The organism is Dapis brunnea BLCC-M229 (assembly GCF_050015995.1).
Lineage (GTDB): Bacteria > Cyanobacteriota > Cyanobacteriia > Cyanobacteriales > Microcoleaceae > Trichodesmium.
The window spans coordinates 1-24434 of sequence record NZ_JBNHEP010000223.1 but is presented as its reverse complement, the minus strand read 5'-3'; the positions used below and the strand labels follow the sequence as shown (position 1 = coordinate 24434).

Annotated in this window: 14 protein-coding genes; 3 read left to right on the top strand and 11 right to left on the bottom strand. The window is 38.4% G+C overall.

Annotated elements, in window-relative coordinates:
- A partial coding sequence (locus ACP6PM_RS24530) for a glycosyltransferase (protein ID WP_426589286.1) occupies positions 1 to 1527 on the top strand: 1527 nt, incomplete at its 5' end.
- A gap of 1364 nt (positions 1528 to 2891) precedes the next feature.
- On the opposite strand, the gene pheA is transcribed toward ACP6PM_RS24530, so the two are convergent.
- Positions 2892 to 3797 carry a prephenate dehydratase gene (gene pheA / locus ACP6PM_RS24525; protein WP_426589284.1) on the bottom strand — a complete coding sequence of 302 codons (906 nt, stop codon included), beginning with the start codon at positions 3795 to 3797 and terminating at the stop codon, positions 2892 to 2894.
- A 266-nt stretch (positions 3798 to 4063) separates the two neighbouring features.
- On the opposite strand from pheA, the gene ACP6PM_RS24520 reads away from it, so the two are divergent.
- Positions 4064 to 4654: a DUF1997 domain-containing protein gene (locus tag ACP6PM_RS24520; protein ID WP_426589282.1), complete on the top strand. Its 591-nt coding sequence runs from the start codon at positions 4064 to 4066 to the stop codon at positions 4652 to 4654.
- Positions 4655 to 5098: 444 nt separating this feature from the next.
- Here the strand turns inward: ACP6PM_RS24520 and ACP6PM_RS24515 are convergent, their stop codons facing one another.
- From ACP6PM_RS24515 to ACP6PM_RS24480, 8 genes are all read right to left on the bottom strand, one after another.
- Positions 5099 to 5737 carry an LON peptidase substrate-binding domain-containing protein gene (locus tag ACP6PM_RS24515; protein WP_426589280.1) on the bottom strand — a complete coding sequence of 213 codons (639 nt, stop codon included), beginning with the start codon at positions 5735 to 5737 and terminating at the stop codon, positions 5099 to 5101.
- A gap of 185 nt (positions 5738 to 5922) precedes the next feature.
- Positions 5923 to 6240, bottom strand: a complete 318-nt coding sequence (gene rpsJ, locus ACP6PM_RS24510; RefSeq protein ID WP_426541825.1) for a 30S ribosomal protein S10 — start codon at positions 6238 to 6240, stop codon at positions 5923 to 5925.
- A 169-nt stretch (positions 6241 to 6409) separates the two neighbouring features.
- Positions 6410 to 7639, bottom strand: a complete 1230-nt coding sequence (tuf, locus tag ACP6PM_RS24505) for an elongation factor Tu (protein ID WP_426589279.1) — start codon at positions 7637 to 7639, stop codon at positions 6410 to 6412.
- A gap of 253 nt (positions 7640 to 7892) precedes the next feature.
- A complete protein-coding gene (gene fusA / locus ACP6PM_RS24500) occupies positions 7893 to 9968 on the bottom strand; it encodes an elongation factor G (RefSeq protein WP_426589278.1) in 2076 nt (691 codons plus the stop codon).
- A 350-nt stretch (positions 9969 to 10318) separates the two neighbouring features.
- Complete coding sequence (gene rpsG / locus ACP6PM_RS24495; protein WP_293094683.1) at positions 10319 to 10789, bottom strand: 30S ribosomal protein S7; 471 nt, start codon at positions 10787 to 10789, stop codon at positions 10319 to 10321.
- Positions 10790 to 10891: 102 nt separating this feature from the next.
- Positions 10892 to 11266 (bottom strand): 30S ribosomal protein S12, encoded by a 375-nt coding sequence (gene rpsL / locus ACP6PM_RS24490; RefSeq protein WP_293094685.1) that lies wholly within the window; start codon positions 11264 to 11266, stop codon positions 10892 to 10894.
- Between the two features lie 419 nt (positions 11267 to 11685).
- Positions 11686 to 12009 (bottom strand): HesB/IscA family protein, encoded by a 324-nt coding sequence (locus ACP6PM_RS24485; protein WP_426589277.1) that lies wholly within the window; start codon positions 12007 to 12009, stop codon positions 11686 to 11688.
- Between the two features lie 29 nt (positions 12010 to 12038).
- Positions 12039 to 12449 (bottom strand): phosphomannose isomerase type II C-terminal cupin domain, encoded by a 411-nt coding sequence (locus tag ACP6PM_RS24480; RefSeq protein ID WP_426589275.1) that lies wholly within the window; start codon positions 12447 to 12449, stop codon positions 12039 to 12041.
- 1304 nt (positions 12450 to 13753) lie between these two features.
- Between ACP6PM_RS24480 and gltB the strand changes: the two genes are divergently transcribed.
- The gene (gltB, locus tag ACP6PM_RS24475; protein WP_426589273.1) at positions 13754 to 18397 is read left to right on the top strand and encodes a glutamate synthase large subunit; all 4644 of its coding nucleotides are present in this window, start codon (positions 13754 to 13756) and stop codon (positions 18395 to 18397) included.
- Positions 18398 to 18892: 495 nt separating this feature from the next.
- Here the strand turns inward: gltB and ACP6PM_RS24470 are convergent, their stop codons facing one another.
- Both ACP6PM_RS24470 and ACP6PM_RS24465 read right to left on the bottom strand, forming a co-directional pair.
- Positions 18893 to 20224: a radical SAM protein gene (locus ACP6PM_RS24470; protein WP_426589271.1), complete on the bottom strand. Its 1332-nt coding sequence runs from the start codon at positions 20222 to 20224 to the stop codon at positions 18893 to 18895.
- 479 nt (positions 20225 to 20703) lie between these two features.
- Positions 20704 to 23844 carry a DUF4347 domain-containing protein gene (locus tag ACP6PM_RS24465; protein WP_426589269.1) on the bottom strand — a complete coding sequence of 1047 codons (3141 nt, stop codon included), beginning with the start codon at positions 23842 to 23844 and terminating at the stop codon, positions 20704 to 20706.
- Between the last annotated feature and the right edge of the window lie 590 nt (positions 23845 to 24434).

Here is a 24434-nt window from a genome sequence, read left to right as displayed (position 1 = left end):
TTTAAGAATTTAGCTGATACGGCAGCAGCAATAAAACAATTAGATTTAGTAATTACAATAGATACAGTTATTGCTCACCTAGCAGGAGCATTAGATAAACCTGTTTGGGTAATGTTAAATTTTGATTCTGACTGGCGCTGGTTGACAGACCGTGAAGATAGTCCTTGGTATCCAACAATGAGGTTATTTCGTCAGAGTAAATCTGATAATTGGCAAGAAGTTTGTACCCAAATATCTCAGACTTTATCTACTCTAGTAACTGGTCAAAAAATTCCACATCCTCAAACTGCCGTTTTAACCCTTAATAGTAATACAAAAAAATCTAATAATCTCAAAAATTCAATTTCTGAAATAATGAAAATAATTACTATTGGCTGGCCATTAAATCCGATGACTGGTTGGGGTATTTATGGTATTAATCTTACTCTCCAACTACTTCAAAATCCCAAATATGAACCTTTATTATTAGTCCCTCCTTCTATTCAACCTGGAATATTAAATCCCCTACATCAAGCTTTACTAAATCCAGCTTTTGATGCTCAGAAAAATTTGCAAAATCAACTCAAAAATCACCGAGGCAAAAAAATTAATCTCAACTTACCAATCTTACAAGCTTTAGGTAGTAATTTTTCTGTAAGTAATAATATTGTAGGAACCAAAAATATTGGAATTATTTTCTCAGAAAATACTCAATTTACCTCAGAACAAATTAATCGCTCCAAAGCTTATGATTTGATTATTACCGGATCTACCTGGAATACCAAAATTCTAGAAAGTAATAGTATCAAACCCGTACAAAAAGTTTTACAAGGCATTGACCAAACAATTTTTCATCCCGCACCTAAATCTAATATTTTTGGCGATCGCTTTGTTGTTTTTTCCGGTGGAAAGCTAGAATATCGCAAAGGTCAAGATATTGTCATAGCAGCTTTTAAAATATTCCAAAAACGGCATCCAGAAGCATTATTAATTACAGCTTGGCATAATTTCTGGCCTCAATTTATGGCAGGAATTGAACAAACAGGAAATGTTCTTGGATTACCGAAAATTAGTCAAAATAAACGTTTACAAATTACTGAATGGTTCCTAGAAAATAATATTCCTAGTAATGCAGTTATTGATGTTGGTCCGATTCCTAATTATATGGTCGGACAAATATTACGAGAAGCTGATGTTGCTGTATTTACAAATCGTTGCGAAGGCGGAACAAATCTTGTGGCAATGGAAAGTCTTGCTTGTGGTATTCCAACAATTATTTCTGCTAATACCGGACATTTAGATATTATTAATGATTCTCATTGTTATCCATTACATTGTCAAAAATATGTCAAACCTACCTCTCATTTTCCAGGTGTAGAAGGTTGGGGAGAATCTGATGTTGAAGAAGTAGTAGAAATGTTAGAAAAAGTATATTCCAATCCAAAAGATGCTCAACTTCGGAGCAATGCTGCTGTTAGTTTTATGCAAGATTTAACTTGGGAAAAACAAATTCAACGTCTGTTAGTTGTGCTGCAAAATATCATCTAAAGGGTAGGAGTCAGGAGTCAGGAAAAATCTGAATTATAGAGGAGGTAGTCAGAAGAATTGTAAGAGTGATTTTTCTGCCCTTTTCAACCTAAAATGCTAACATTCCCGCAGCTTTTTTTCCTTCTCTTTTCTCCCTTATTCCTTATAGAAATCCTAATCGTATCTTTACCTATGTAAAAATTTTTGAGTTATGAGTTGGAAGTGGAATAGAGGCAATACGGGAAAAAGATTGAACAATGCTCCCTTACTCCACTACTTTTAAGATTAGAATCAGATTTTTCCTATGATTAAATCTTTCCATCTATAACTTCCCTAGTGGAAAACCACAAACATTTTCATTTTATGAAGCTCATGAAAAAAATCGCGCGTCAAAGGATTTTCGGTTCCATCCTCATAAAAATTGTGATATTATAAAGTTTAACTGGGGTTACTTGCCTATAAGCATGACTTTTTATTCAACTAAAGTTTTGTTCCTAAGAGGGCGATAGAACTCCGTTCCGCTCCACGTTTTGCTAGCGCATAACTGCGTTAACGGCTGTCGCCGACATGAAAGGCGGAGCAAGTGCGGCAGCTTAATCGCTCAGATTCAGGAATTTTTCCTCAGAGGAATGCCAGAAATATTTTCATCTTTTGGAACTTCCCCAAAATCTTTGCTTTTGCCTGATCCAATCCTTCTATCCATCCCTCTTCAGTAACAAACCACAAACATTTTCATTTTATGAAGCTCCTGAAAAAAATCGCGCGTCAAAGGATTTTCCGTTGCATCCTCATAAAAATTGTGATATTCTAAAGTTTAAATGTAGTAACTCGCCTATACAAATGACTTTTTATTCAACTGAATTTACTTTCTTCAAAGAAAATAAATCAGATTCAGGAATTTTTCCTCAGAGGAATGCCAGAAATATTTTCATCTTGTGAAGCTCCAAAAAAGTGCCGACTTTTCACTCAGTCAAATCCTCCCATCCATCCCTCTCTCTTCAGCGCAAAACCACAAACATCTTCATTTTATAAAGCTCCAAAAAAAATCGCGCGTCAAAGGATTTTCCGTTGCATCCTCATAAAAATTGTGATATTCTAAAGCTTAGATGGATTAACTCGCCTATACGAATGACTTTTTATTCAACTAAATTGAGTTGCTAATAGGGCGATAGAACTCCGTTCCGCTCCGCGTTTTCGGCTAAGAGCCGACATGAAACGCGGAGCGACATGAAAGGCGGAGCAAGTGCGGCAGCTATATCGCTCTATTTCAGAAATTTTCCCTAAAAGCAATACCAGAAATATTTTCATCTTGTGAAGCACCAAAAAAGTGCCGACCTTTCACTCATCAAATCTTTCCATCCATCCCTCTTCACTCTTTCTACTCCCTACTCCCTACTCCCTAAATTGATTGGCATAATACTATAACTGCCAAAGATTTTGAGGATTTTTGTATAAGTTTTAAACTCTTCTATCGCTGCCTTGACGTAATTATCATTACTATTAGCTTCTATATCAATAAAAAATAAATAATCCCCTAGAGATAGTTTCGTCGGACGAGATTCTATTCTACTCATATTAATCTCCCTTTTGGCAAATACTTGCAATGGTTTAACCAAACCACCTGGTACATTTGCAGGTACAGTAAAACCTAAAGAAGTAAAAACTGAATTTTCTGGTTGATTTATTGTATTAATTATTAGTTTTAAAGCCGAATTTTCTATTTCTGTACGTCCTTGTTTCAATACCCAAAAGCGAGTACAATTATCAGGATAATCATTAATTGGATAAGCTAATACAGGCAATTGATAAAGTTCAGCAGCTCTTTGAGAAGCGATCGCTGCAGCACTCCGATCTGTTTCTAAATGACCTAATGCTTCTGTGGTAGAATTAGCTGGAATTTGCTGTACTTGTGGCAAAAACTTTTCCAACCAACCTTGACATTGAGCTAAAGCTTGTGGATGAGAATAAACAGTTTTAATCTCCTCAAAACTACCAGCTAATGATATTAATCCATGAGAAATAGGTAAAACTAATGCTGTTTGAATTTCTAAAATATCCAGTTGCCAAAGTGTATCTAGAGTAATAGTAACGCTTCCTTCAATAGAATTTTCTACAGGTACAACTGCCAAATTAACTTGCTCTTTAGAAACTGCCCATAAAGTTTGAGCAATACTAGGATATGGACAAAGAAAAGATTTTTGACCAAGCTGACTCAGTTTTTGAGAAAATGCCACTGCTGCGGTCTCCGCATAAGTTCCAGCAGGGCCAAGATGCGCGATAGATATAGTCATAAAACCTCCATTGTTTTTTAGATTTCACATTCAAGGAAATCTCTACAAATTTAAAAAATTTACACTTCGCAAAATTAAATTACATTTCTTTACTTACTTCTCATCTATCAGGTATTATTATTTATGAGAATTAATTAATTTTACCTAAATTACCTCCCAATTATTAACCAAACTTGAGCAGATACTTTAATGTGATTTAAATCACATTAAAAAATGTAAATTTTAATTAAAGTTTAGGCATTAGATATTGATTTTTTGAAAAAATTATGATTATTAGATTTACTGCTTCACAATCAGTAGATATTCCTGTAGTAGAGCAACAAGTTCCTATTCAGCATTATCTCCGTCAACCAAAGCGTTTAGTTAATGCTTTGGTTGACCCAACAAGATTAGAGCAATTAGATAAAGATTGTTTCCGCTTGAAAATGCGTCCACTACACTTTATGATGTTGACTATTCAACCAACTGTAGATATGCGGTTGTGGTCTAGTCCTAAAGGCACAATTTACTTAAAGTCAGAGGGATGTCAAATTCGTGGCGTAGAGTACATCAACCAACGTTTTACTCTCAATCTGACTGGCATTCTTGAACCCTTGCAAATCAAAGAAGTTACTCATCTTAAGGGTAAAGCCGATTTAGAGGTTAAAGTAGAATTACCCCCTCCATTATGGTTAACACCATTACCAGTTTTAGAAACAACTGGTAATGGCTTGCTCAAAAGTGTATTAATGACAATCAAACAAAGACTAACCCATCAATTATTGGTAGATTATCATAAATGGGCTTGTGATGAAACTAAGGTATTAGCTGAAAGTGAACAAAGGTCTATCTTAGCTCCTGGTAGCCAAAGTGTATGATTTATAAGTAAGTATTGAGTTCTACTGCTTCTCGTCCTAAATATCAAATTTAATTGCAGGACATACTCCCTCTTTTAGACTCCTTTCGCCTCCATGGACTAACCATGGTTAATTCCTACTAACTACTTAAGGAGATGTAGCAAAACTTTTGAGATTTAGTATAATTAGTTTCGTATTATTAAAGTAGTATTACTCAAAATTCGGCAAGGATTGATCCATAAATTGTTATTATAGTAACTAAGCAATTTCAGAACAATTGCTAGGATTTTTTTAACAAAAAACAAAGAATATTTAGGCAGCAGGAAGTGTAGCTTATGATTCACTTCCTACTACCTAAACTTTGAACTACAATTCTATTATTTCTAATGTTTGTTTACTTGAATTTAATATTAGAAATAATTTTCTAGAAACATAATATTTTGAACTTACAAAACGACTAATTTATTATTTTAAAGTGTCTTTAAGAACAGTTCTCGCTGCAAGATGATTGCGGGTAGAGCTGAGAATTTCTACTTCTCTTTCTAGTCTAGCAGCAGTATCTTGCATCTCCAAAAGAGCTTGCTGTTCAGTTGCCACACCATAAAGATTGCTAGCTACCCAATACGATAATTCTTTTGGTAAATTAGGAACATCTTCTGGTAGCTCTATGCTCTGATCCATAAGTTTTCCAGAAAGATGAACTACATCTCTAAGTAACACTTCAACCTGATTTGCTAACCCTCCAAGTTCATTTTCTGAATGGTAATCTTCTATCCATTCAACTAAACCAACTAAATACGGTTTCTCTCTCACCGTATCTAAAACTCTAAATCTTTGCTCACCTACAGTTAAAACCTTCATCCGATCATCAGGTAAGCGCTGATAATCCTCAATTTTAGCGCAGCATCCAGTTGCCACAACTCTATCTTGAGCAGAATCCCACATTAGAACTCCAAATTTCTTATCACTTTCTAGAATTGTGTTCATCATAATTCTATAGCGAAATTCAAAGATATGTAGTGGTAGAGGTCTACCTGGAAATAATACTACTTCTGGTAGTGGAAATAGGGGGAGTTCTCGAACAGCTACAGAAGAGGATGCCATTTTCCTAGTGTTAATAGATTTTTGGTACTTATACTTCTTATACTTTAGCGGATTTTTCTATCCTTGCATATTTATATGTAACAGCAAATCTTATAATATCTCAAGAACTATAGATTAGCAAATTACTTTAGGCCATGGGCATTATTAAGAATTCTCAACTCCTACTTGCTCATGGCTTAATTTCTCTATAGCTTTACCTCAATATCTACACCTGCCGGCAAATCAAGTTTCATCAAAGCATCAATTGTTTTTGAGGAAGGTTGATAGATATCTATAATTCTACGATGAGTCCTTGTTTCAAAATGTTCCCGTGAATCTTTATCAACGTGGGGCGATCGCAACAGACAGTAAATGCGTCGTTTAGTGGGCAAAGGTATTGGCCCTATAGCCGTAGCTCCAGTTCTATTTGCCGTATCTACAATTTTATCACAAGATGTATCTAGTAAACGGCGGTCAAATGCCTTCAGACGAATACGAATTTTTTGCTGTTGAATTGTGGCCATTTATCTTTAATTTTCTAGGTTCAGATTTTTAGTTTTCAATTATCCATTGCTAGTTTGATTGACTGGCAATAGACTATAAAAATTAACTTTCATTAATCAGCAGCAGAAAAGCAAATATCAATAATTTATATATGTGCTTTTCTGCTAGTTAATCTCTCAGGAAGCTGTTCTACTCTATAATCTTAGAAACAACACCAGCGCCAATAGTCCTCCCACCTTCACGAATAGCAAAACGCATACCTTGCTCAATTGCCACAGGGTTGATTAGTAGAACTGTCATTTTAATCCGGTCACCAGGCATTACCATTTCTGCTGAACTACCATCATCAGCAGTAAAAGACTCAATAGCACCAGTCACATCTGTTGTCCGGATGTAGAATTGAGGGCGATAATTTGGGAAGAAAGGTGTATGACGGCCTCCCTCTTCTTTTTTCAGAACATATACTTCCGATTCAAATTTTTTGTGGGGAGTAATAGAACCTGGTTTAGCTAAAACCATACCACGTTGGATGTCAGTTTTCTGCATACCACGCAGTAGTAATCCTACATTATCTCCAGCCATTCCTTCGTCCAGAATTTTCTGGAACATTTCCACACCTGTAACAGTAGTACTACGAGTTTCTCTGATTCCAACCAATTCTACTGTTTCGCCCACTTTGACTTTTCCACGTTCAATCCTGCCTGTAGCTACCGTACCACGACCAGTAATAGAGAATACGTCTTCTACCGCCATCAAGAATGGCTTATCAACATCACGTTCTGGTGTAGGAATATAGCCGTCCACTTCATCCATCAGAGCCAGAATTTTATCTACCCATTCATTGCTACCCTTTGCTATCTTTGGATCGGCTGTTAATGCTTCTACTGCTTGTAATGCCGAACCTGCAACTATAGGGATATTATCACCATCAAAATCATAGTCACTCAAAAGTTCTCGAACTTCCAATTCTACCAATTCTAATAGTTCTTCATCATCTACCATATCTTGCTTGTTGAGGAAAACTACTATATTAGGAACCCCTACCTGTTTTGCTAACAGAATATGCTCACGAGTTTGGGGCATTGGGCCATCAGCAGCCGAAACCACCAAAACTGCACCGTCCATTTGAGCAGCACCTGTAATCATATTTTTTACATAGTCAGCGTGGCCAGGGCAATCAACGTGTGCATAGTGACGCCCTTCTGTTTCATACTCTACATGAGCAGTATTAATCGTGATACCCCGTGCTTTCTCTTCTGGAGCTGCATCAATATCAGCATAGTTCCTTGCCTTTGCTTTCCCCTGTGCTGCTAGACTCATTGTAATTGCAGCAGTTAAAGTTGTTTTACCATGGTCAACGTGGCCAATAGTTCCAATATTGACGTGGGGTTTATTTCTTTCAAATTTTGCGCGTGCCATTAATTAGTTGTTCCTTTTTTCCGTTGTTAATTCCGCCTCCCTTGGGTTAGGGAACGGATGCACTGATAATAATAGATAAATTTTGAAAACTCTGCCTATCCCTTTATCTAATCTTTGTTAGCTTTTGTTTTAGACAATTGCCTACTTTTGAAGTAAGTTGGAAGTTTTCATTTGGTTATCAATTATTTTATTTTCACATTATTCAACCCAAAGCTAAAATTTTAACCTAAAAAACAGACAATTTCCCAAACTACTAAACATATCCTCTGCTTTTAGCAATGATAGTCTCAGCCACATTACGAGGCACTTCCTCGTAATTACTAAATTCCATCGAAAAGATACCACGACCTTGAGTTTTTGACCTCATATCAGTAGCATAACCAAACATTTCTGCTAAAGGAACCTTTGCCGTTACTTTAGCCATACCTGTTTCTACTCCTTGACCCTCTATTTGTCCTCTTCTAGAGTTCAGGTCTCCAATAATATTACCGATAAAATCTTCAGGTACTTCTACCTCTACTTTCATCATAGGCTCTAATAATACAGGTGAAGCCTTAGTAACACCTTCTCTAATTGCCATAGAACCAGCAATTTTAAAAGCCATTTCCGAAGAATCCACATCATGGTAAGATCCATCTATCAGAGTAGCCTTAACATCTATTAATGGATAACCAGCCAAAACACCTACTTCACAAGCTTCTTTCATTCCTTGCTCTGCTGGACTAATAAACTCTTTAGGTACTGTCCCTCCAGCAATTTTAGAGACAAATTCAAAGCCACTGCCTGGGTCTCCTGGTTCAATCTCTACGACTACATGACCATACTGACCTTTACCACCACTTTGACGGATAAATTTACCCTCTGCCTCAACCTGTTGGCGAATAGTTTCTCGGTACGCTACCTGTGGTTGGCCTACATTGGCTTCTACCTTGTATTCCCGAAGCATCCTATCTACCAAGATTTCTAGGTGAAGTTCACCCATCCCAGCAATTACTGTTTGATTAGTTTCTGGATCGATACTTACTCGGAATGTGGGGTCTTCATCTGAAAGAGCCTGAAGTGCTTTGGACAGTTGCTCCATGTCTTGTTTAGTTTTCGGTTCCACAGCCACAGATATAACTGGCTCAGGAACATAAAGAGACTCTAGGATAATTGGATGTTCTTTATCACAAACCGTATCTCCTGTCAAGGTATCTTTCAACCCAACAACTGCTCCTAAATCTCCTGCCCTTAGTTCATCAACATCTATTCTGTCATCAGCTTTGAGAACAATTAGACGAGAAATTTTTTCTTTCTTATCTTTGGTAGAATTTAGAATATAACTACTTTTAGCAAGGACTCCTGAATATACCCGGAGAAAAGTGAGACGGCCATAAGTATCTGACATAATTTTGAATGCCAGAGCTGCTAGAGGTGCCTCATCATCTGAAGGTCTTGTATCTTGCTCACCATTTGGCAGTGTTCCTTGAATTGGTGGAACTTCTGTCGGAGCTGGCAGATAATCTACTACTGCATCCAATAAAAGCTGAACGCCTTTGTTTTTGAAAGCAGAACCACATAGCATAGGTACAATTGTACCTGCAATAGTCCCTTGACGTAGAGCTTTACGAATTTCCTCTGCTGTTAGTTCCTCACCTTCGAGGTACTTTTCTGTCAAAGCATCATCAGTTTCTGCTACTGACTCAATTAACTTGAGATGATATTCTTGAGCTAACTCTTGTACTTCTGCTGGAATTTCTGTTTCTTGAATATCTGTTCCCAGGTCATTAGTATAGATAAAAGCTTTCATTCCCACCAAGTCTACAATTCCCCTAAATTCATTTTCACTACCAATAGGAATTTGAATAGGAACTGCATTAGCTCGGAGGCGATCGCGAATTTGTTCATACACCTTGAAGAAATTCGCCCCTGTCCTGTCCATTTTATTGATAAAGGCCATACGAGGCACTTTATAACGGTCAGCTTGTCGCCAAACCGTTTCTGATTGAGGTTGTACTCCTCCAACAGAACAAAAAACAGCAATTATACCATCCAGAACCCTCATAGAACGTTCTACTTCTATTGTGAAGTCTACGTGTCCTGGAGTATCAATAATATTAATTTGATGGTCTAACCACTTGGTACTAATAGCAGCCGCAGTAATAGTAATTCCACGTTCTCGCTCTTGAGCCATCCAGTCGGTAACTGCGGTGCCATCGTGAACCTCTCCCATTTTATGTACTATGCCAGAATAAAATAGGATTCTCTCTGTTGTTGTTGTTTTACCAGCATCAATATGAGCTGCAATGCCAATATTTCGCACGCGCTCAAGTGGCATAGTTCTTCCCACAGCTACCTCCTTAAATAATGGATAATGGATAATGGATAATGGATAATGAAAACCATCTCTAATTAGGGTTTGCTGAATAAAGTCTTTTTGCTTTTTGTAGTTTTATGCAACGTCCCTACAGAGCAACGTCCCTACAGAGTCTGGATCAATGGGAATTTATAGAAGAGGTGGTCGAAAGAATCGCCCCTTAGTTTTTCTACCATATTTACCCCAAAATCCTCACTTTTTCAGCTCTATCAACCGCAAAGCTGGTACTTTTTCAGAACCTAAAATTTCTCAAACCTTTATCTTTGAATGCTTTGATATTTAATCAGCAAACCCTAATCATCCATTATCCATTATCAATTTAATTAGTAACGATAGTGAGCAAAAGCCTTATTAGCTTCTGCCATTCTATGAGTTTCTTCTCGCTTGCGAATAGCACTACCCGTTTCGTTAGCTGCATCCATCAACTCATTAGCCAATTTCATAGCCATTGTCTTTCCACCTCTGGATCTAGAATATTGCACTAACCAACGCAAAGCCAGGGTAGTTCCCCTATCAGAGCGTACTTCCATCGGTACCTGGTAAGTAGCACCACCTACACGACGAGCTTTAACCTCTACTAAGGGAGTCACATTCCGGACTGCCTTTTCAAATAGTTCTAGTGGATCGGAATCTGTCCTTTCTTCAATAGCTTTAAAGGCATCGTAAACGATATTAAAGGCTACAGACTTCTTCCCGTGACGCATTATGCGCCGGACAATCATACTCACTAACCGGCTATTATATTTTGGGTCTGGAGGAACAGGACGTCTTTGAACAACTCTACGACGAGACATATTATGACAACCAATAAACTATAAAAATGAATAATTGACTCATAGATTATATGCAATCTTCAATATTTGTTAGTTATTTCTTGAATTTTGCATTTCACTAATTTAGCCTTTGGGCTTTTTAGCCCCATACTTAGAACGACTTTGCTTGCGGTCTTTGACTCCTGCAGTATCTAAGGTTCCACGAATAATGTGATATCTTACACCTGGTAAATCCTTAACCCTACCACCCCTAATCATAACTACAGAGTGTTCCTGTAGATTATGGCCAATACCAGGGATATAAGCGGTCACTTCAAAACCAGAAGTTAGACGTACCCTAGCTACCTTACGGAGAGCCGAGTTAGGCTTTTTTGGTGTAGTAGTATATACTCTTGTGCATACTCCACGACGTTGAGGGCAACTTTTCAGTGCCGGGGATTTAGTTTTCTTTTCTGTGTCTTGACGAGCTGAACGAATCAGTTGTTGAATTGTCGGCATTAGTTACAGTTCTTCTTGATAATTGTTTTTATACTCTCGATACGTACAAAAGTAGAATAATTCTAGGCAAGTTTACTTAACAAATTTTTTACCCATACTCTCAGAGCAGGAGCTGCAAATTTAGGCAAATTACTCTTAAGATTATCTTCAGTTTTCCCACTGATATATTTTTTTAGTCTCAAAAGAAAGTTATATTATTTGCCTAATACCTAATATTGGGATAATTAATTCGATAATTGATTAAATTATTTAATTAGGAATAATTTACCGTTGCACCAAATAAGTCTGTGGTGCAACGGTCTACTTTTGAGGAAGTTTTGGGAAATTAAGGAACATTTTTTTGTGCTTTGTCCCTAGTTATTCCAAATAACTTGACAAACAATCTTTTATATTAAGTTAGTTAGATGCTTTTGTCAACATCAAACAGAAAAAGAATTACCACAACCGCAAGCCACTTTAGCATTAGGATTGTTAAATCGGAACCCTCCACCCATAAGATCCTCAGAATAATCCAAGGTTAATCCATTCAGATAGTTGAGTTGTTGAGAATCAATTACAACTTTAATTTGGCCATGGTCATAAACTCGATCGCTACTAGCTTGTTCTGAATCAAATTGCATTATGTAACATAAACTACAGCAACCACCAGGTTTAACCTTTAAACGAAATAAGGCATTTGGTTGATTTTGTTTGGACTGAAGACGAATAATCTCTTGGGCTGCTGCTTCGCTCAAGTTAATCATTGAGAAAATTTTTGGGCTTACCAGTTTAATTAAGACTTTGCTCGAGCATAATCATCTTGAAAACGAACAATGTCATCCTCTCCAAGATACTCTCCATTTTGTACTTCAATCAATACTAGAGGAATAACTCCTGGATTCTCCAAGCGATGAGAAGTACACTGAGGCACATAAGTAGATTGATTATTTTCTAGAATTTCCTCTTTATCCCCACAGGTAACCTTAGCAGTTCCTGAAACAACAACCCAATGTTCACTACGGTGGTAGTGCATTTGTAGGCTGAGTCGATGTCCTGGTTTTACTTCTATACGCTTAATTTTGTATCCAGTTCCTTCTTCTAAAGTAGTAAATGACCCCCAAGGACGTTCTGTGCTACTAAGTCCTTGTAAGGCAGAAGGTATAGATAACTTAGGAGTTTGAGATGCTTCTTTAAGTTGTACCATTGTTTGACGCTCTCCAAAAGAAATATTTTAAATTGGTCTCCCTAACTCAAAGGCCATTAAATATCCAGTATAAATATTAGGTCTAATAGTATATCATATCAAATTACATACTGATAGATAAATATTTTATTTATAGGTTTGAGTTAAATTGGATACCAGATCAACCATAGCAAAGTTACCCCTATTACTGTCACCCCCCATTCAAGCTTTTTCCAAATCTCTATCAAATCTTCATATACCATATCTATGAATCTATGTAGAAAATACTAGAAAAAATCAAAAATTATTTATACTTACTAGATTTCCGATAAATACTCTTGAGCTTAATATTATTGTGGACAGAATATCAACTCTGGTATCAGAACTGACTCCATGCTTAGTAAATTTTACTGTCACCCTATAGAACCCCTGAAGGTATCTTTAGTTAGCGACCCGCGTTTTTTACCATGAGTCAGGAGTCAGGATTAAAAAGTCATAACTCAGAATATGGAGGGAAGGCATAAGGGAAAAAGCTCCTGCGACCTCGCGCCCTTCGGGTATCTCTTTGAGAGACGCTACGTGAACGGCAGTTGGGTGACTCTCAAGAAACTCGAAGGGCGCACTTTACTCACCGTCACACGGCGCACCTAGTAGCGCACCAAGCAGGTTGAAAAATACTCCCCACCTGTCTATCTCTTTTTAAATAGCTATCAAATGGGTTCTATAGAAGGCCATTCTGCCAGTAGTGATACTGAACTGAAAAAATTAAAAAATAAATAAGCCCAGTTGATAGAAGAAACACTGGACTATAATTAAATAAAACAATTCCAACTACACATAAAATAATTGGCATTATGTGAGGTTAAAGGTCAAAGTAGTTGAAAATATTGCACTCTAGAGATTTCACTTGAATCAAAAAACAACAAATTAGTGTTTCGCTCCTGTTTTGTCATAAATCTTGAATAGAGCGTAGGGTATTTTTTGTATCACAATTATTTTCTCCCAATCATTAAGATAATTTATGAAATAGCAAGAAAAATAGTTTTGCAGGTTTTCGTGGGGAAATTGTATGCCAGATATGTGCTTATACATAGCCTGCTATTTTTGTCAAGTATTATCTATATATTTTGAAATGCAATCAGGAAAATACGAAGCACTATATCAGCTATTATATCAACCTTCAAACAACATTAAAATTTCACTCCGTTGTTCAACTTGTTATGTAGTGTATGTAGTTTAAGCAAGTAACAAAAAAACTTAGAAGAAAACTTCTATATCAAGGGTGACACCCTCTTTAAAGTTAAAATGTTATGGGTAAATTAAACATGAATGAATCTAACACAAATCTAAAAGCAAATAAAGAAACTTATCAAGGCCAAAGATGGCTCGTAGATGAACGAGACGCCTGTGGAGTAGGTTTTATTGCTCATCCGTCAGGGAAAAAAAGCCATGAAATTATATTGAAAGCTTTACCTGCTCTAACTTGTTTAGAGCATCGCGGTGGTTGTAGTGCAGACCAAGATTCAGGGGATGGGGCAGGTTTAATGACTCAAGTTCCTTGGGAGTTACTGTCTGAAAACTTAGAATTAAACCCTACTAACTGTGGGGTAGGAATGATATTTTTGCCTCAAACGGAAAAGAAAGCAGCAATAGCACGTCAGGCAATTGAAAAAACAATAACTACAGAAGGTCTAACAGTAATTGGTTGGCGAGTTGTGCCAGTTAAACCAGAAGTATTGGGAGTACAAGCACGAGCAAATCAACCACAAATCGAACAAATAATTGTTAGTTCCGACAAATTGCAAGGGGATGACTTAGAGCGATCGCTCTACTTATTGCGTCGTAATATTGGTTGTGCTTTAGAAAAAGAAGGTTTTATTTGGGGGATAGATGCCTATATTTGCTCCTTCTCTTGTCGCACTATTGTATATAAAGGTATGGTGCGCTCCGCAGTGCTGGGAGAATTTTACACAGACCTGAAAAATCCAGCTTATAAGAGTTCCTTTGCTGTTTACCACCGACGCTTTAGCACTAATACAATGCCGCGATGGCCTCTCGCTCAACCGATGCGCTTGCTTGGTCACAATGGAGAAATTAATACTCTGTTGGGAAATATTAATTGGATGAAAGCGCGGGAAGCTAGTCTCAGTTCCTCTACTTGGGAGTCACGACTGGATGAGTTAAAGCCTTTTGTTGATGCTAAAAGTAGTGACTCGGCAAATCTAGACAACGTGATGGAATTAATTGTCAGTTCCGGACGCTCCCCACTAGAAACATTGATGATTATGGTGCCCGAAGCATACAGAAATCAGCCAGACCTAGTAGACCATCCAGAAATTGTAGATTTTTACGAATATTATAGTGGTTTGCAGGAAGCTTGGGATGGTCCGGCACTATTAGTATTTAGTGACGGTAAACAAGTGGGGGCAGCTCTAGACCGGAATGGTTTGCGACCAGCACGTTATTGCATTACGAATAACGACCTAATTATCGTAGCATCCGAAGCAGGAGTAGTTGAGATACCAGAAGCAGAAATAATTGAAAAAGGTCGCCTCGGTCCCGGACAAACGATCGCTGTAGACCTAAGCACTAATGAAGTTCTCAAAAATTGGGAAATTAAAAAACGTGTCAGTTCCCGACTACCTTATGGAGAATGGTTAAAACACAGAAAGCAGATAGCAAAGCAGTCATTTGCAGCTAATACTGAATTAGAATCACAAACCCTGCTCCAACTACAAACGGCTTTTGGCTATAGTTTGGAAGACATGGATATGGTGATTAGTGATATGGCAAATTTGGGCAAGGAGCCAACATTTTGTATGGGTGATGATATTCCCCTAGCAGTTCTTTCCCAACGTCCTCATTTACTATATGACTATTTTAAACAAAGATTTGCTCAAGTGACAAATCCTCCCATTGACCCACTGCGGGAAGGAATGGTAATGTCACTCAATATGCTACTCGGTAAGCGTGGTAATTTATTAGAAGTTAGTGCCGAAAATGCACGCTTATTAAAAGTAGAATCACCAGTATTAAACGCAGCAGAATTCACAGAAATTCAAGACTCCGAATTTGCCATAGAAACTCTTTCTACTCTATTTCCTGTAGCTAATGGACCAGAAGGACTGCAAACAGCAGTAAATAACTTGTGCGAACTGGCAGCAACAGCAGTTCAGAATGGTAAGGAAATTATTATTCTATCTGACAAATGCGACGGCGGAATAAATGCAGAATTTACTTACATTCCTCCTCTCTTAGCTGTAGGTGCAGTTCACCATCACTTGATTAAAGAACGGTTGCGGATGAAAGCATCTTTGGTGGTAGAAACAGCTCAGTGTTGGAGTACCCATCATTTTGCTTGTTTAGTTGGTTATGGAGCAAGTGCGGTTCATCCTTATTTAGCATTAGAGTCTGTCCGTGCTTGGTGGTCTAGTTCGACGGTTCAAAACCAAATGGAACGGGGCAAAATTACAAAGATAACTATTGAAGAAGCACAGAAACATTATCGTAAAGCAGTAGAAGCAGGACTATTGAAAATTCTCTCTAAAATGGGAATTTCTTTGTTGTCTTCTTATCAGGGAGCGCAGATTTTTGAAGCTATTGGTATTGGTGGAGACTTATTAGAATTAGCTTTCCGGGGAACTACTTCTCGAATGGGTGGTTTAACAGTGCCAGAGTTAGCACAAGAAGTGATTTCTTTCCACCATCGGGCGTTTCCAGAACTGAATATTAAAAAGCTGGAAAATTATGGGTTTGTGCAATATCGCCCTAGTGGGGAATATCACATGAACAGTCCGGAAATGGCGAAAGCACTTCATAAGGCGGTTGCAACGTTTAATCATGCTAACGGCAATGGTAATGGCAAACACCTAGAAACAACGCAGTACGATCACTATGAAGTTTACCGGAAATATTTGCAAGGACGACCAGTAACAGCTTTGCGGGATTTGTTGGATTTGAATAGCTATTCCCCTTCTATACCTATAGAGGAAGTAGAACCCGCAGCAGAAATAATGAAACGTTTCTGTACTGGTGGAATGTCTCTAGGATCGTTGTCACGGGAAGCGCATGAAACTTTAGCGATCGCTATGAACCGCATAGGTGGCAAATCTAATTCTGGCGAAGGTGGAGAAGATCCCACAAGATTTAAGACATTAGATGATGTTAACGGTCAAGGTTTATCTGGTTTATTCCCTCATCTCAAGGGATTACGAAATGGTGACACCGCCTCTTCTGCTATTAAACAAGTTGCCTCCGGTCGGTTTGGCGTGACTCCAGAATACCTGATGAGTGCCAAACAGATTGAAATTAAAGTTGCTCAGGGGGCAAAACCAGGTGAAGGCGGTCAGTTGCCAGGTAAAAAAGTCAGTAACTACATTGCTACACTCCGTCGTTCCAAAGCAGGAGTTACACTAATTTCACCGCCTCCTCACCACGACATTTATTCCATTGAGGATTTGGCACAGTTAATTTTTGACCTCCACCAAATTAATCCTAACGCTGGTGTTTCTGTGAAACTGGTTGCAGAAATTGGCATCGGTACTATTGCTGCAGGTGTAGCTAAAGCTAATGCAGACGTCATTCAAATTTCTGGTCACGATGGCGGTACTGGTGCTTCTCCTCTGAGTTCAATCAAACACGCTGGAAGTCCTTGGGAATTAGGTTTGAGTGAAGTACATCGGGTCTTGATGGAAAATCAACTGCGCGATCGCGTTACTGTCCGGGTAGACGGTGGTCTGAAAACTGGTTGGGATGTAATCATAGCTGCTTTGATGGGTGCGGAAGAATTTGGCTTTGGTTCCATTGCAATGATTGCTGAAGGTTGTATTATGGCAAGAATTTGTCATACTAATAATTGCCCAGTTGGTGTGGCAACTCAGCAAGAAAAGTTGCGTAAGAAATTTACTGGCGTACCAGAAAACGTAGTTAATTTCTTCTGGTTTATTGCTGAGGAAGTACGAACTATTTTAGCACGGTTGGGTTATCGTTCCCTCAGTGAAATATTAGGTCGTGCAGACTTGCTGAAAGCACGGGAAAATGTGCAGTTAACTAAAACAGAAAGTTTGAACTTAGACTGTTTGCTTAACTTGCCAGATACTCGCACCGACAGAGATTGGTTAAAGCATGAAAAAGTTCATAGCAACGGTTGTGTTTTAGATGACGTGTTGTTGGAAGACAGGGAAATTCAAGCTGCAATTCGCAACCAGGGTAGTGTTTCCAAGACAATAAAGATTGTTAATACCGACCGTACAGTGGGAGCAAGGTTAGCAGGATCTATCGCTTCTCGTTATGGCAATACTGGTTTTGAGGGGTTGATTAATCTCACATTTAATGGTAGTGCTGGTCAGAGTTTTGGTGCTTTCAATTTGCCAGGAATGACCTTAACATTACAAGGTGAGGCTAATGATTATGTTGGAAAAGGAATGCACGGTGGAGAGATTATTATTAAGCCACCTGTAGAAGCAGGTTACGACCCTGCGGAAAATGTGATTATTGGCAATACCTGTTTATATGGTGCGACTGGCGGTATTTTGTTGGCTAATGGTCAAGCAGGGGAACGTTTTGCTGTCCGGAATTCGATGGGTAAGGCAGTTATTGAAGGTGCTGGCGACCATGCTTGTGAGTATATGACTGGTGGGGTTATTGTGTGCTTGGGTAAAGCTGGTCGTAATGTTGGTGCTGGTATGACTGGGGGAATTGCTTATTTCTTGGATGAAGATGGTGATTTTCCAGCGAGGGTGAATAATGAAATCGTTTCTATTCAGCGCGTGTCTACACCAGCAGGTGAGGCGCAGTTAAAAGATTTGATTTCGTTACACTTTGAAAAGACTGGTAGTGAGAAAGCTAAGGCTATTTTGGCTAATTGGTCTGAATATTTACCGAAGTTTTATCAAGTTGTTCCTCCTTCTGAAGCTGATACTCCTGTAGCAAGTGTTGAGGTAGGCGATAAGGTTGCTGTGAAGGCATGAGAATTTAGAATTCAGAATTCAGAAGTTACCCAGAGTAAGGTTTAAGAATTTAGAATTCAGAATTCAGAAGTTGCCCAGAGTACGATCGCGATGAAACTTACCGGAAACATTTGCAAATAACTAAATAATATTGGGGGCGATGAATGGCGATCGCCTCCTTTTTTTTGAAGGAATAGGGAAAATTATTTTCAGAGTGAGGAAGCACCAGGAGAAGCTGAGAGTGTAATGCTGAAAACAGGGCACAATTTCAGATTTAAAATACCTTAAATCCTTACTGTGTCAGTCTTTTATATTTAATCAGCAAACCCTAAGTAATCGCCTAAATCAGTAGACACTGTATGTGGTGTCTTTGCGTAAGTCCTACTTATGTTGTTATCTCCCCCGATTTTTTTCACTCTCCAATTTGTTTGCGATCGCGCACATATGGGTATCGTTCAAATACCTGTCGGACACCCGTTTTTTAAACCGATGTCCATAGTGAGCGATTGGGGTATCTCAATAATTGCAGAAAGATCGGAAATTCAATGAGTCCGGATTGCGAACATTATGAGGTGAAATATAAGGATTGCAGTCCCGTTCGACTCCAAATGCCAGATCCTGCCTTTGGCGTTCTGACTCTAGCGAAATTATTAATTCAAAAGGGTTAAGTTTAGAGTAGTCGATCAAAGGAAAGTCGTTTGTTTTTTCGATTATCTTTTGCAGACCTGTATGCTCGTTTAGAGAGGTGGTATGCCGCTCCTGCTCTTTTTCTTGTACGGGAAATGCCCAGCAGTGGACCGGGGTACACTGGCCAAAAGGATCAATGAACATTTGGCGCATTGCCTGGTCGATTGGTAGGCATTTCCCCTGCAATGAGCTATTTAAGAAGCTGCTTCGCTCTTGGGAGCCCGTCAGAATTACGCGCATGTCGCCGATTTTTCCGTCGCGCGTGTGCCCTGAAATTGCCGCTGTCGCCGTCTCTACTTTGTCAAACCACTCGTCGTCTTTTTGCTTGAAATAGTCGCTCTTGATAGCAATATAATCTACACCAAAATCATGTGCGTTGAGTACCACTTGTTCTAATTCGTGGAAATTAAACTCGCCCACTACAGTATTCATTCCGATGGCCGTGCTGGCACCCGAATCATTGCGATCTTGGACGAGTTGGCGGATTGTTTTCTGTAGATCTCCCAGACTGTTCGATCTTTTGTTTCTGGGGTGTTCGCCAAAGTATTCATCAGCATAAGCTTCTTCGCTTACCGTCCCTAGACTGATACGAAGCTTATCGCTTTTCAAAGCAATCTCGCGGTTTTTTGGGTCGCGTAACAAAACGCCGTTAGTAAATATAGTCGAATCTACATTTTGGCGGCTTGCCAATTCCAGTATCCAATTTATAGTCTCTGGATCTGTATACGGCTCTAGTCCGCCGGAAATTTTGACCTCAACAATAATTCCCTTTTTCTGCATTTGCTCTAGATCTGCAAATATCTTTTCAAAATCCCTGTACTCTAGCTTTCGATCGCCTGGGCCTTTCCGGAACTTCGCCAGTCTGCGATAGCCGTCTTTTTCAATTGTTACCGAGGGACAAAAGGGGCAGCGATAGGGACATCCCAGCCCAACGAAAAAGATTACCGTGTATCGCCCTTTGCCGAAGTATTCTCTTACAGTCTGGAAATAATCGCGATTTATCGACGTCAGCAACCTCTTTTGGCACTCTTCTGAAGTCTGAATTGCCTTGTATGCATGGTTTAGCTCCTCTACCGTCAGAGAGTGTCGTTCTGCAATTTCTCGCGCGCCAATATAGGGGGAACTTGAGAGGGTGTTTAAGACCTGTTCTTTAAGATTCATAGAATTCTCCTTGAGTTACTGCAAGATAGAAACACTGGTTGATATTAGCACTCTAACACGATTTTTTTGCAGAGCTGGCAGTCGGTAGTCATTGTAAAAAAACGTTCCTTTTTTTTACCTTTTTCTGTCATTCCTGAGAGAAACGAAAATAGGACTTTAGAAAGGATTTGTTGCATGAAAGTAGCGTTGGCGGAGCCTAGCGGCAGCTATATCGCAGCCAAGGAGTGGCTGGAAGGTTAACTAGAATTCTACTTTGTAGCTTTCTGGGTCAGATATAGCGAAGTTGTCATAGGGGGCAATTTAGATATTATTGCAGCTTTTAGTGGTTGGGAGAGAGTGGCGCATTTTGTACGCAAAAGCTAGTCAAAGAACCACGGTCTCTACTTTTTACCATTCACAGAAATCAACTAAAATATCTAATATTTTACAATCAGGACTTACGCAAAGACACTATATATAATGTCTTTGCGTAAGTCCTGCTAATTACTAATCATAAAATCATTTTCACTAATACTAGGAGTATTCTCTAAAGTTGCAAACAGACCTCCATCACCGAAACCGCTAGTTGCACCATTAGGGTTATAGAAAAGTTGACCATTAGCAGAATTATAAACTATATCAGCACTGCTAGTAGCTACTGCTGCATCACTATCAACGACACCAAATTCTGCTATAATGCTGAAACCATCCCCAACTACACTACCTAAACTGCTAAAAGTAGTTTTATCTAGAACTATTTTGTCTGACTCAGCACTATTGAAGTCTGTAATAATATCCGAACCAATATCAGTCAGATTAAATTGACTGCCAATATCAAAGATAAAGCGATCGCTATTCCTACCACCTGTTAAAGTATCTATTCCCTCTTTGCCATTAAGAATATCTAGACCATCTCCACCTTGAAGAATGTCATTTCCTGTACCACCTGTTAGAGTGTCATCACCCAACCAACCAGTGAGGGAGTCATTACCTGCATTGCCGTTGACAATATCGTTGCCATTACCACCACCAACTGTATCTTGACCATCACCACCGTTAAGTTCATCATCACCTGCTTGACCTTGAATCAAGTCGTCCCCACGATCGCCATTGAGTAGGTCATTCCCTGTGCCTCCTTTGAGAGTATCTGCATCACTGCCACCGTTGAGGGTGTCAGCATCATCCCCACCTTGGAGAGTGTCGAAACCATCACCCCCATCAATAATGTCATTACCTATCCAACCAGTGAGAGAGTCATTACCTGCATCACCGTTAAGTTGGTCGTTACCCGCACCTCCACCTACTGTATCATTGCCACCACCCCCATTAATAGTATCATTCCCAGTAGCACCTATTAGAGTGTCATTACCGACAAGACCATCAATACAATCATCATCTGATGTACCGTTGAGTAAGTTATCTGAGCTGTCTCCTGTTATACATGATGTAGGGATAAACTCTACAGCACCAATATCAGCGTTCTCGCTCCCATTACGATCGCCATCCACGGGGCGAGTATTGCCTAACTGGTCTGTGGTCGGTGCATCAGTATTAACTCCTGCATCAATGGCAGGACTTCCTGATAATAAAGGATGCACTAATACACCATTAACCTCCTGTAGTTCTCCTAATAGGGGATCGGCAACAGTAATATTTGCTGTTATTTTGGTGTCATTAGTATTAGCTTGATCGGGATATTGAATATTACCCCCGCCATCATTTAATTGATTTGCTGTTTGATTAGCTTGATTGAAGGGATTTCCGGATGTATTGTTATAATAAATTGAGTTAGTTGTTGTGGTAGGTCGATCGCCTGTAAACGCACCACCCCACCATCCGGCATGATTATTGGCAAAAGTGGAGTTAGTTATGGTAGTAGGAACAAAAAGAGTCATTGCTCCACCTATTGCTCTGGTTATGTCATATTCTTCGTCTAAGACATAGTTTCCATCACTATCAACTATGGGTTGTTGATTAGAATCTAGTTGAGCAGGGAAAGCGGCGTTGTTAGAAAAGGTACTATTAATTACTGTGGATGTAGCATTTTCTCCTACCCATAAACCGCCACCTTGAGTTAAGGCTAAATTATTAGCAAGGGTGCTGTTAGTTAAAGTGAATTCAGCATTGCCTGCTCTAATTCCGCCACCTATACTGTATCCTTTAAAACCTTCAATAACGTAGTTATTAATAATAGTGCTATTTTCGACAATTATTTCATCTGGAGGATAACCAAATAAAAATAGAGCACCTCCTTCTCCAGCAGCTTTGTTTCCTTCAAATAGACTATTACTAATTCTAATTGTGCCAGAGCTAGTACTATCATTAAGACTAGCACCATCAGTATAAATTGCTCCGCCATGACCATTTTCAAATCCAGCACTGCCTGCTGTAGAGTCATTATTTTTAAAGATAGAGTTTTCTACTGTGAGTTGACTTAATAGATTATTAATTGCACCTCCAGTTGTACCTTTATTGTTGGTAAATTCGCTCTCTTGAATAGTTAATTCACTTTCACTCCAAATTAAAATTGCACCACCGCCATGTTCGCCTAATTTCTCACTATTTTCAATAGCTTGACTACTATCATTATTATCAAATTTACTATTAATTATTGTGGCTTTACTGTTATAACCACTGTAAATTGCTCCTCCACCTCTACCACTAACTGTATTGTTAATAAAGGTACTATTTTCAACAATTAATTCTGTATAAATTTCGGTTCTAATCGCACCACCAGCGCCAGATTTTCCTATTTCTGTAGTTTTTCCATCGGCAAATGTTAGATTTTTTATTATTAGAGGTTCTGTTTTTAGATCGGGATTTTCAGGTAGCAAATCAAAATTAGGAATTACTTGGTAGTCTATAATTCTAGAGCTGTTGTTGCCACTAATAGTTAAATTAGGAGCATTGCCACCATCAAGAGTTAGGTCTTTATCAATTTCTAATTGACCAGAAGTGAGGGTAATAGTTTGATTAGTTAAACTAGAGTCAAATTCAATTGTGTCTCCTGAGTTAGCATCGGCGATCGCTTGTCTTAAGGAACCAGGACCACTATCATTATTATTAGTTACTATAATGGTGCCTAAAGTACCATTATAAGTAGCCATTATTTCTGGTTTTAATGCTTTAGGAGCTGTAATTTTTCCGGTGGTAAATTCTAATTTCCAATCTCCTGGATAAGCACCTGTGAGATTAACTGAAGCAGCAATATTTGCTTGAGTTAGTTGATGTAATTTCTGGACAAAGTTTTCACCTATTCCGGCTGCAACATTACAACCATAAAGTAAGATGTCTGCTGTTATGTTTAGTGCTGCTTGCCATTTATGAATCTGATTTTTATACAGTTTAATGGTCTCTTGATTTAGAAATATATTTCCTAATTTTAAACTGCCAGGACTACCGTGGGAAAATATGTGAATAGCATCTAATTTTTGCTGATAGTTTATATATTTTTCTAGAGTCGCTGTAATAACTTTGATTCCGTCTTTATTTTGGGGAATAACAACTACATCTATTCCTTCATAAATGCCTGAAATTAAGAATTGATAATCCTCAATTTGTGAATCAATAAAAACAAGATTTGGGGATAAAAAATTAGGGGTTTCTAATTTATGATTAATCTGACGATCTGCAGTTAACATTTTTCTTTCTCCTAAAGGGTGATTATTGGTAGATACACCCTTGGAGTTAGATAATCAGCCTGATTAGTTATTCTCTAAGCAAAGAGTAATAATTGTTACTCTTTAAGGTCTTAGTTATAGGACAATATAGCAGGAATTTTCAGCCCTTTAATACTAAATATAATTCAGGCTAGTCAAAAATGTCACCCGTAGTTTTACTGAATTTTTCTGGTGTTGGGTATAATAATAATTATGGCTTGCTGAAAAAGTATTTTGCTGAGGCCAGGGAATAGGAAATAAGCAATAGGGAATAGTTATACTGTTGATTTTTCGGAATTTTTCCAAAAGGGAAAAATTCCTGGTTTTTGAGCTTGATTTAGTTCTGCATCTGCCACTTTTTTCTAATTTCTCACTACTTAAAAATCCGATATTTATGGGTTATCGAGCCATATTATTGATAATAATTCACTCAGACATCATCTAAAAATAAGTTCTAGAAATTTTATCTGAAATAGATTGTGAAATATAGCTTCCATCAAAAAAACTGTTCAGATTATTTACCGAATAATTAAGGTTTAAAGCCTCTCCTTTAAAGGAGAAACAAGCGGTCG

Excerpts from the sequence above, each read along its gene's own strand:
- pheA (WP_426589284.1), bottom strand. The coding sequence starts at position 3,797 with ATGACTATATCTATCGCGCATCTTGGCCCTGCTGGAACTTATGCGGAG.
- ACP6PM_RS24520 (WP_426589282.1), top strand. The coding sequence starts at position 4,064 with ATGATTATTAGATTTACTGCTTCACAATCAGTAGATATTCCTGTAGTA.
- ACP6PM_RS24515 (WP_426589280.1), bottom strand. The coding sequence starts at position 5,737 with ATGGCATCCTCTTCTGTAGCTGTTCGAGAACTCCCCCTATTTCCACTA.
- rpsJ (WP_426541825.1), bottom strand. The coding sequence starts at position 6,240 with ATGGCCACAATTCAACAGCAAAAAATTCGTATTCGTCTGAAGGCATTT.
- tuf (WP_426589279.1), bottom strand. The coding sequence starts at position 7,639 with ATGGCACGCGCAAAATTTGAAAGAAATAAACCCCACGTCAATATTGGA.
- rpsG (WP_293094683.1), bottom strand. The coding sequence starts at position 10,789 with ATGTCTCGTCGTAGAGTTGTTCAAAGACGTCCTGTTCCTCCAGACCCA.
- rpsL (WP_293094685.1), bottom strand. The coding sequence starts at position 11,266 with ATGCCGACAATTCAACAACTGATTCGTTCAGCTCGTCAAGACACAGAA.
- ACP6PM_RS24485 (WP_426589277.1), bottom strand. The coding sequence starts at position 12,009 with ATGATTAACTTGAGCGAAGCAGCAGCCCAAGAGATTATTCGTCTTCAG.
- ACP6PM_RS24480 (WP_426589275.1), bottom strand. The coding sequence starts at position 12,449 with ATGGTACAACTTAAAGAAGCATCTCAAACTCCTAAGTTATCTATACCT.
- gltB (WP_426589273.1), top strand. The coding sequence starts at position 13,754 with ATGAATGAATCTAACACAAATCTAAAAGCAAATAAAGAAACTTATCAA.
- ACP6PM_RS24470 (WP_426589271.1), bottom strand. The coding sequence starts at position 20,224 with ATGAATCTTAAAGAACAGGTCTTAAACACCCTCTCAAGTTCCCCCTAT.
- ACP6PM_RS24465 (WP_426589269.1), bottom strand. The coding sequence starts at position 23,844 with ATGTTAACTGCAGATCGTCAGATTAATCATAAATTAGAAACCCCTAAT.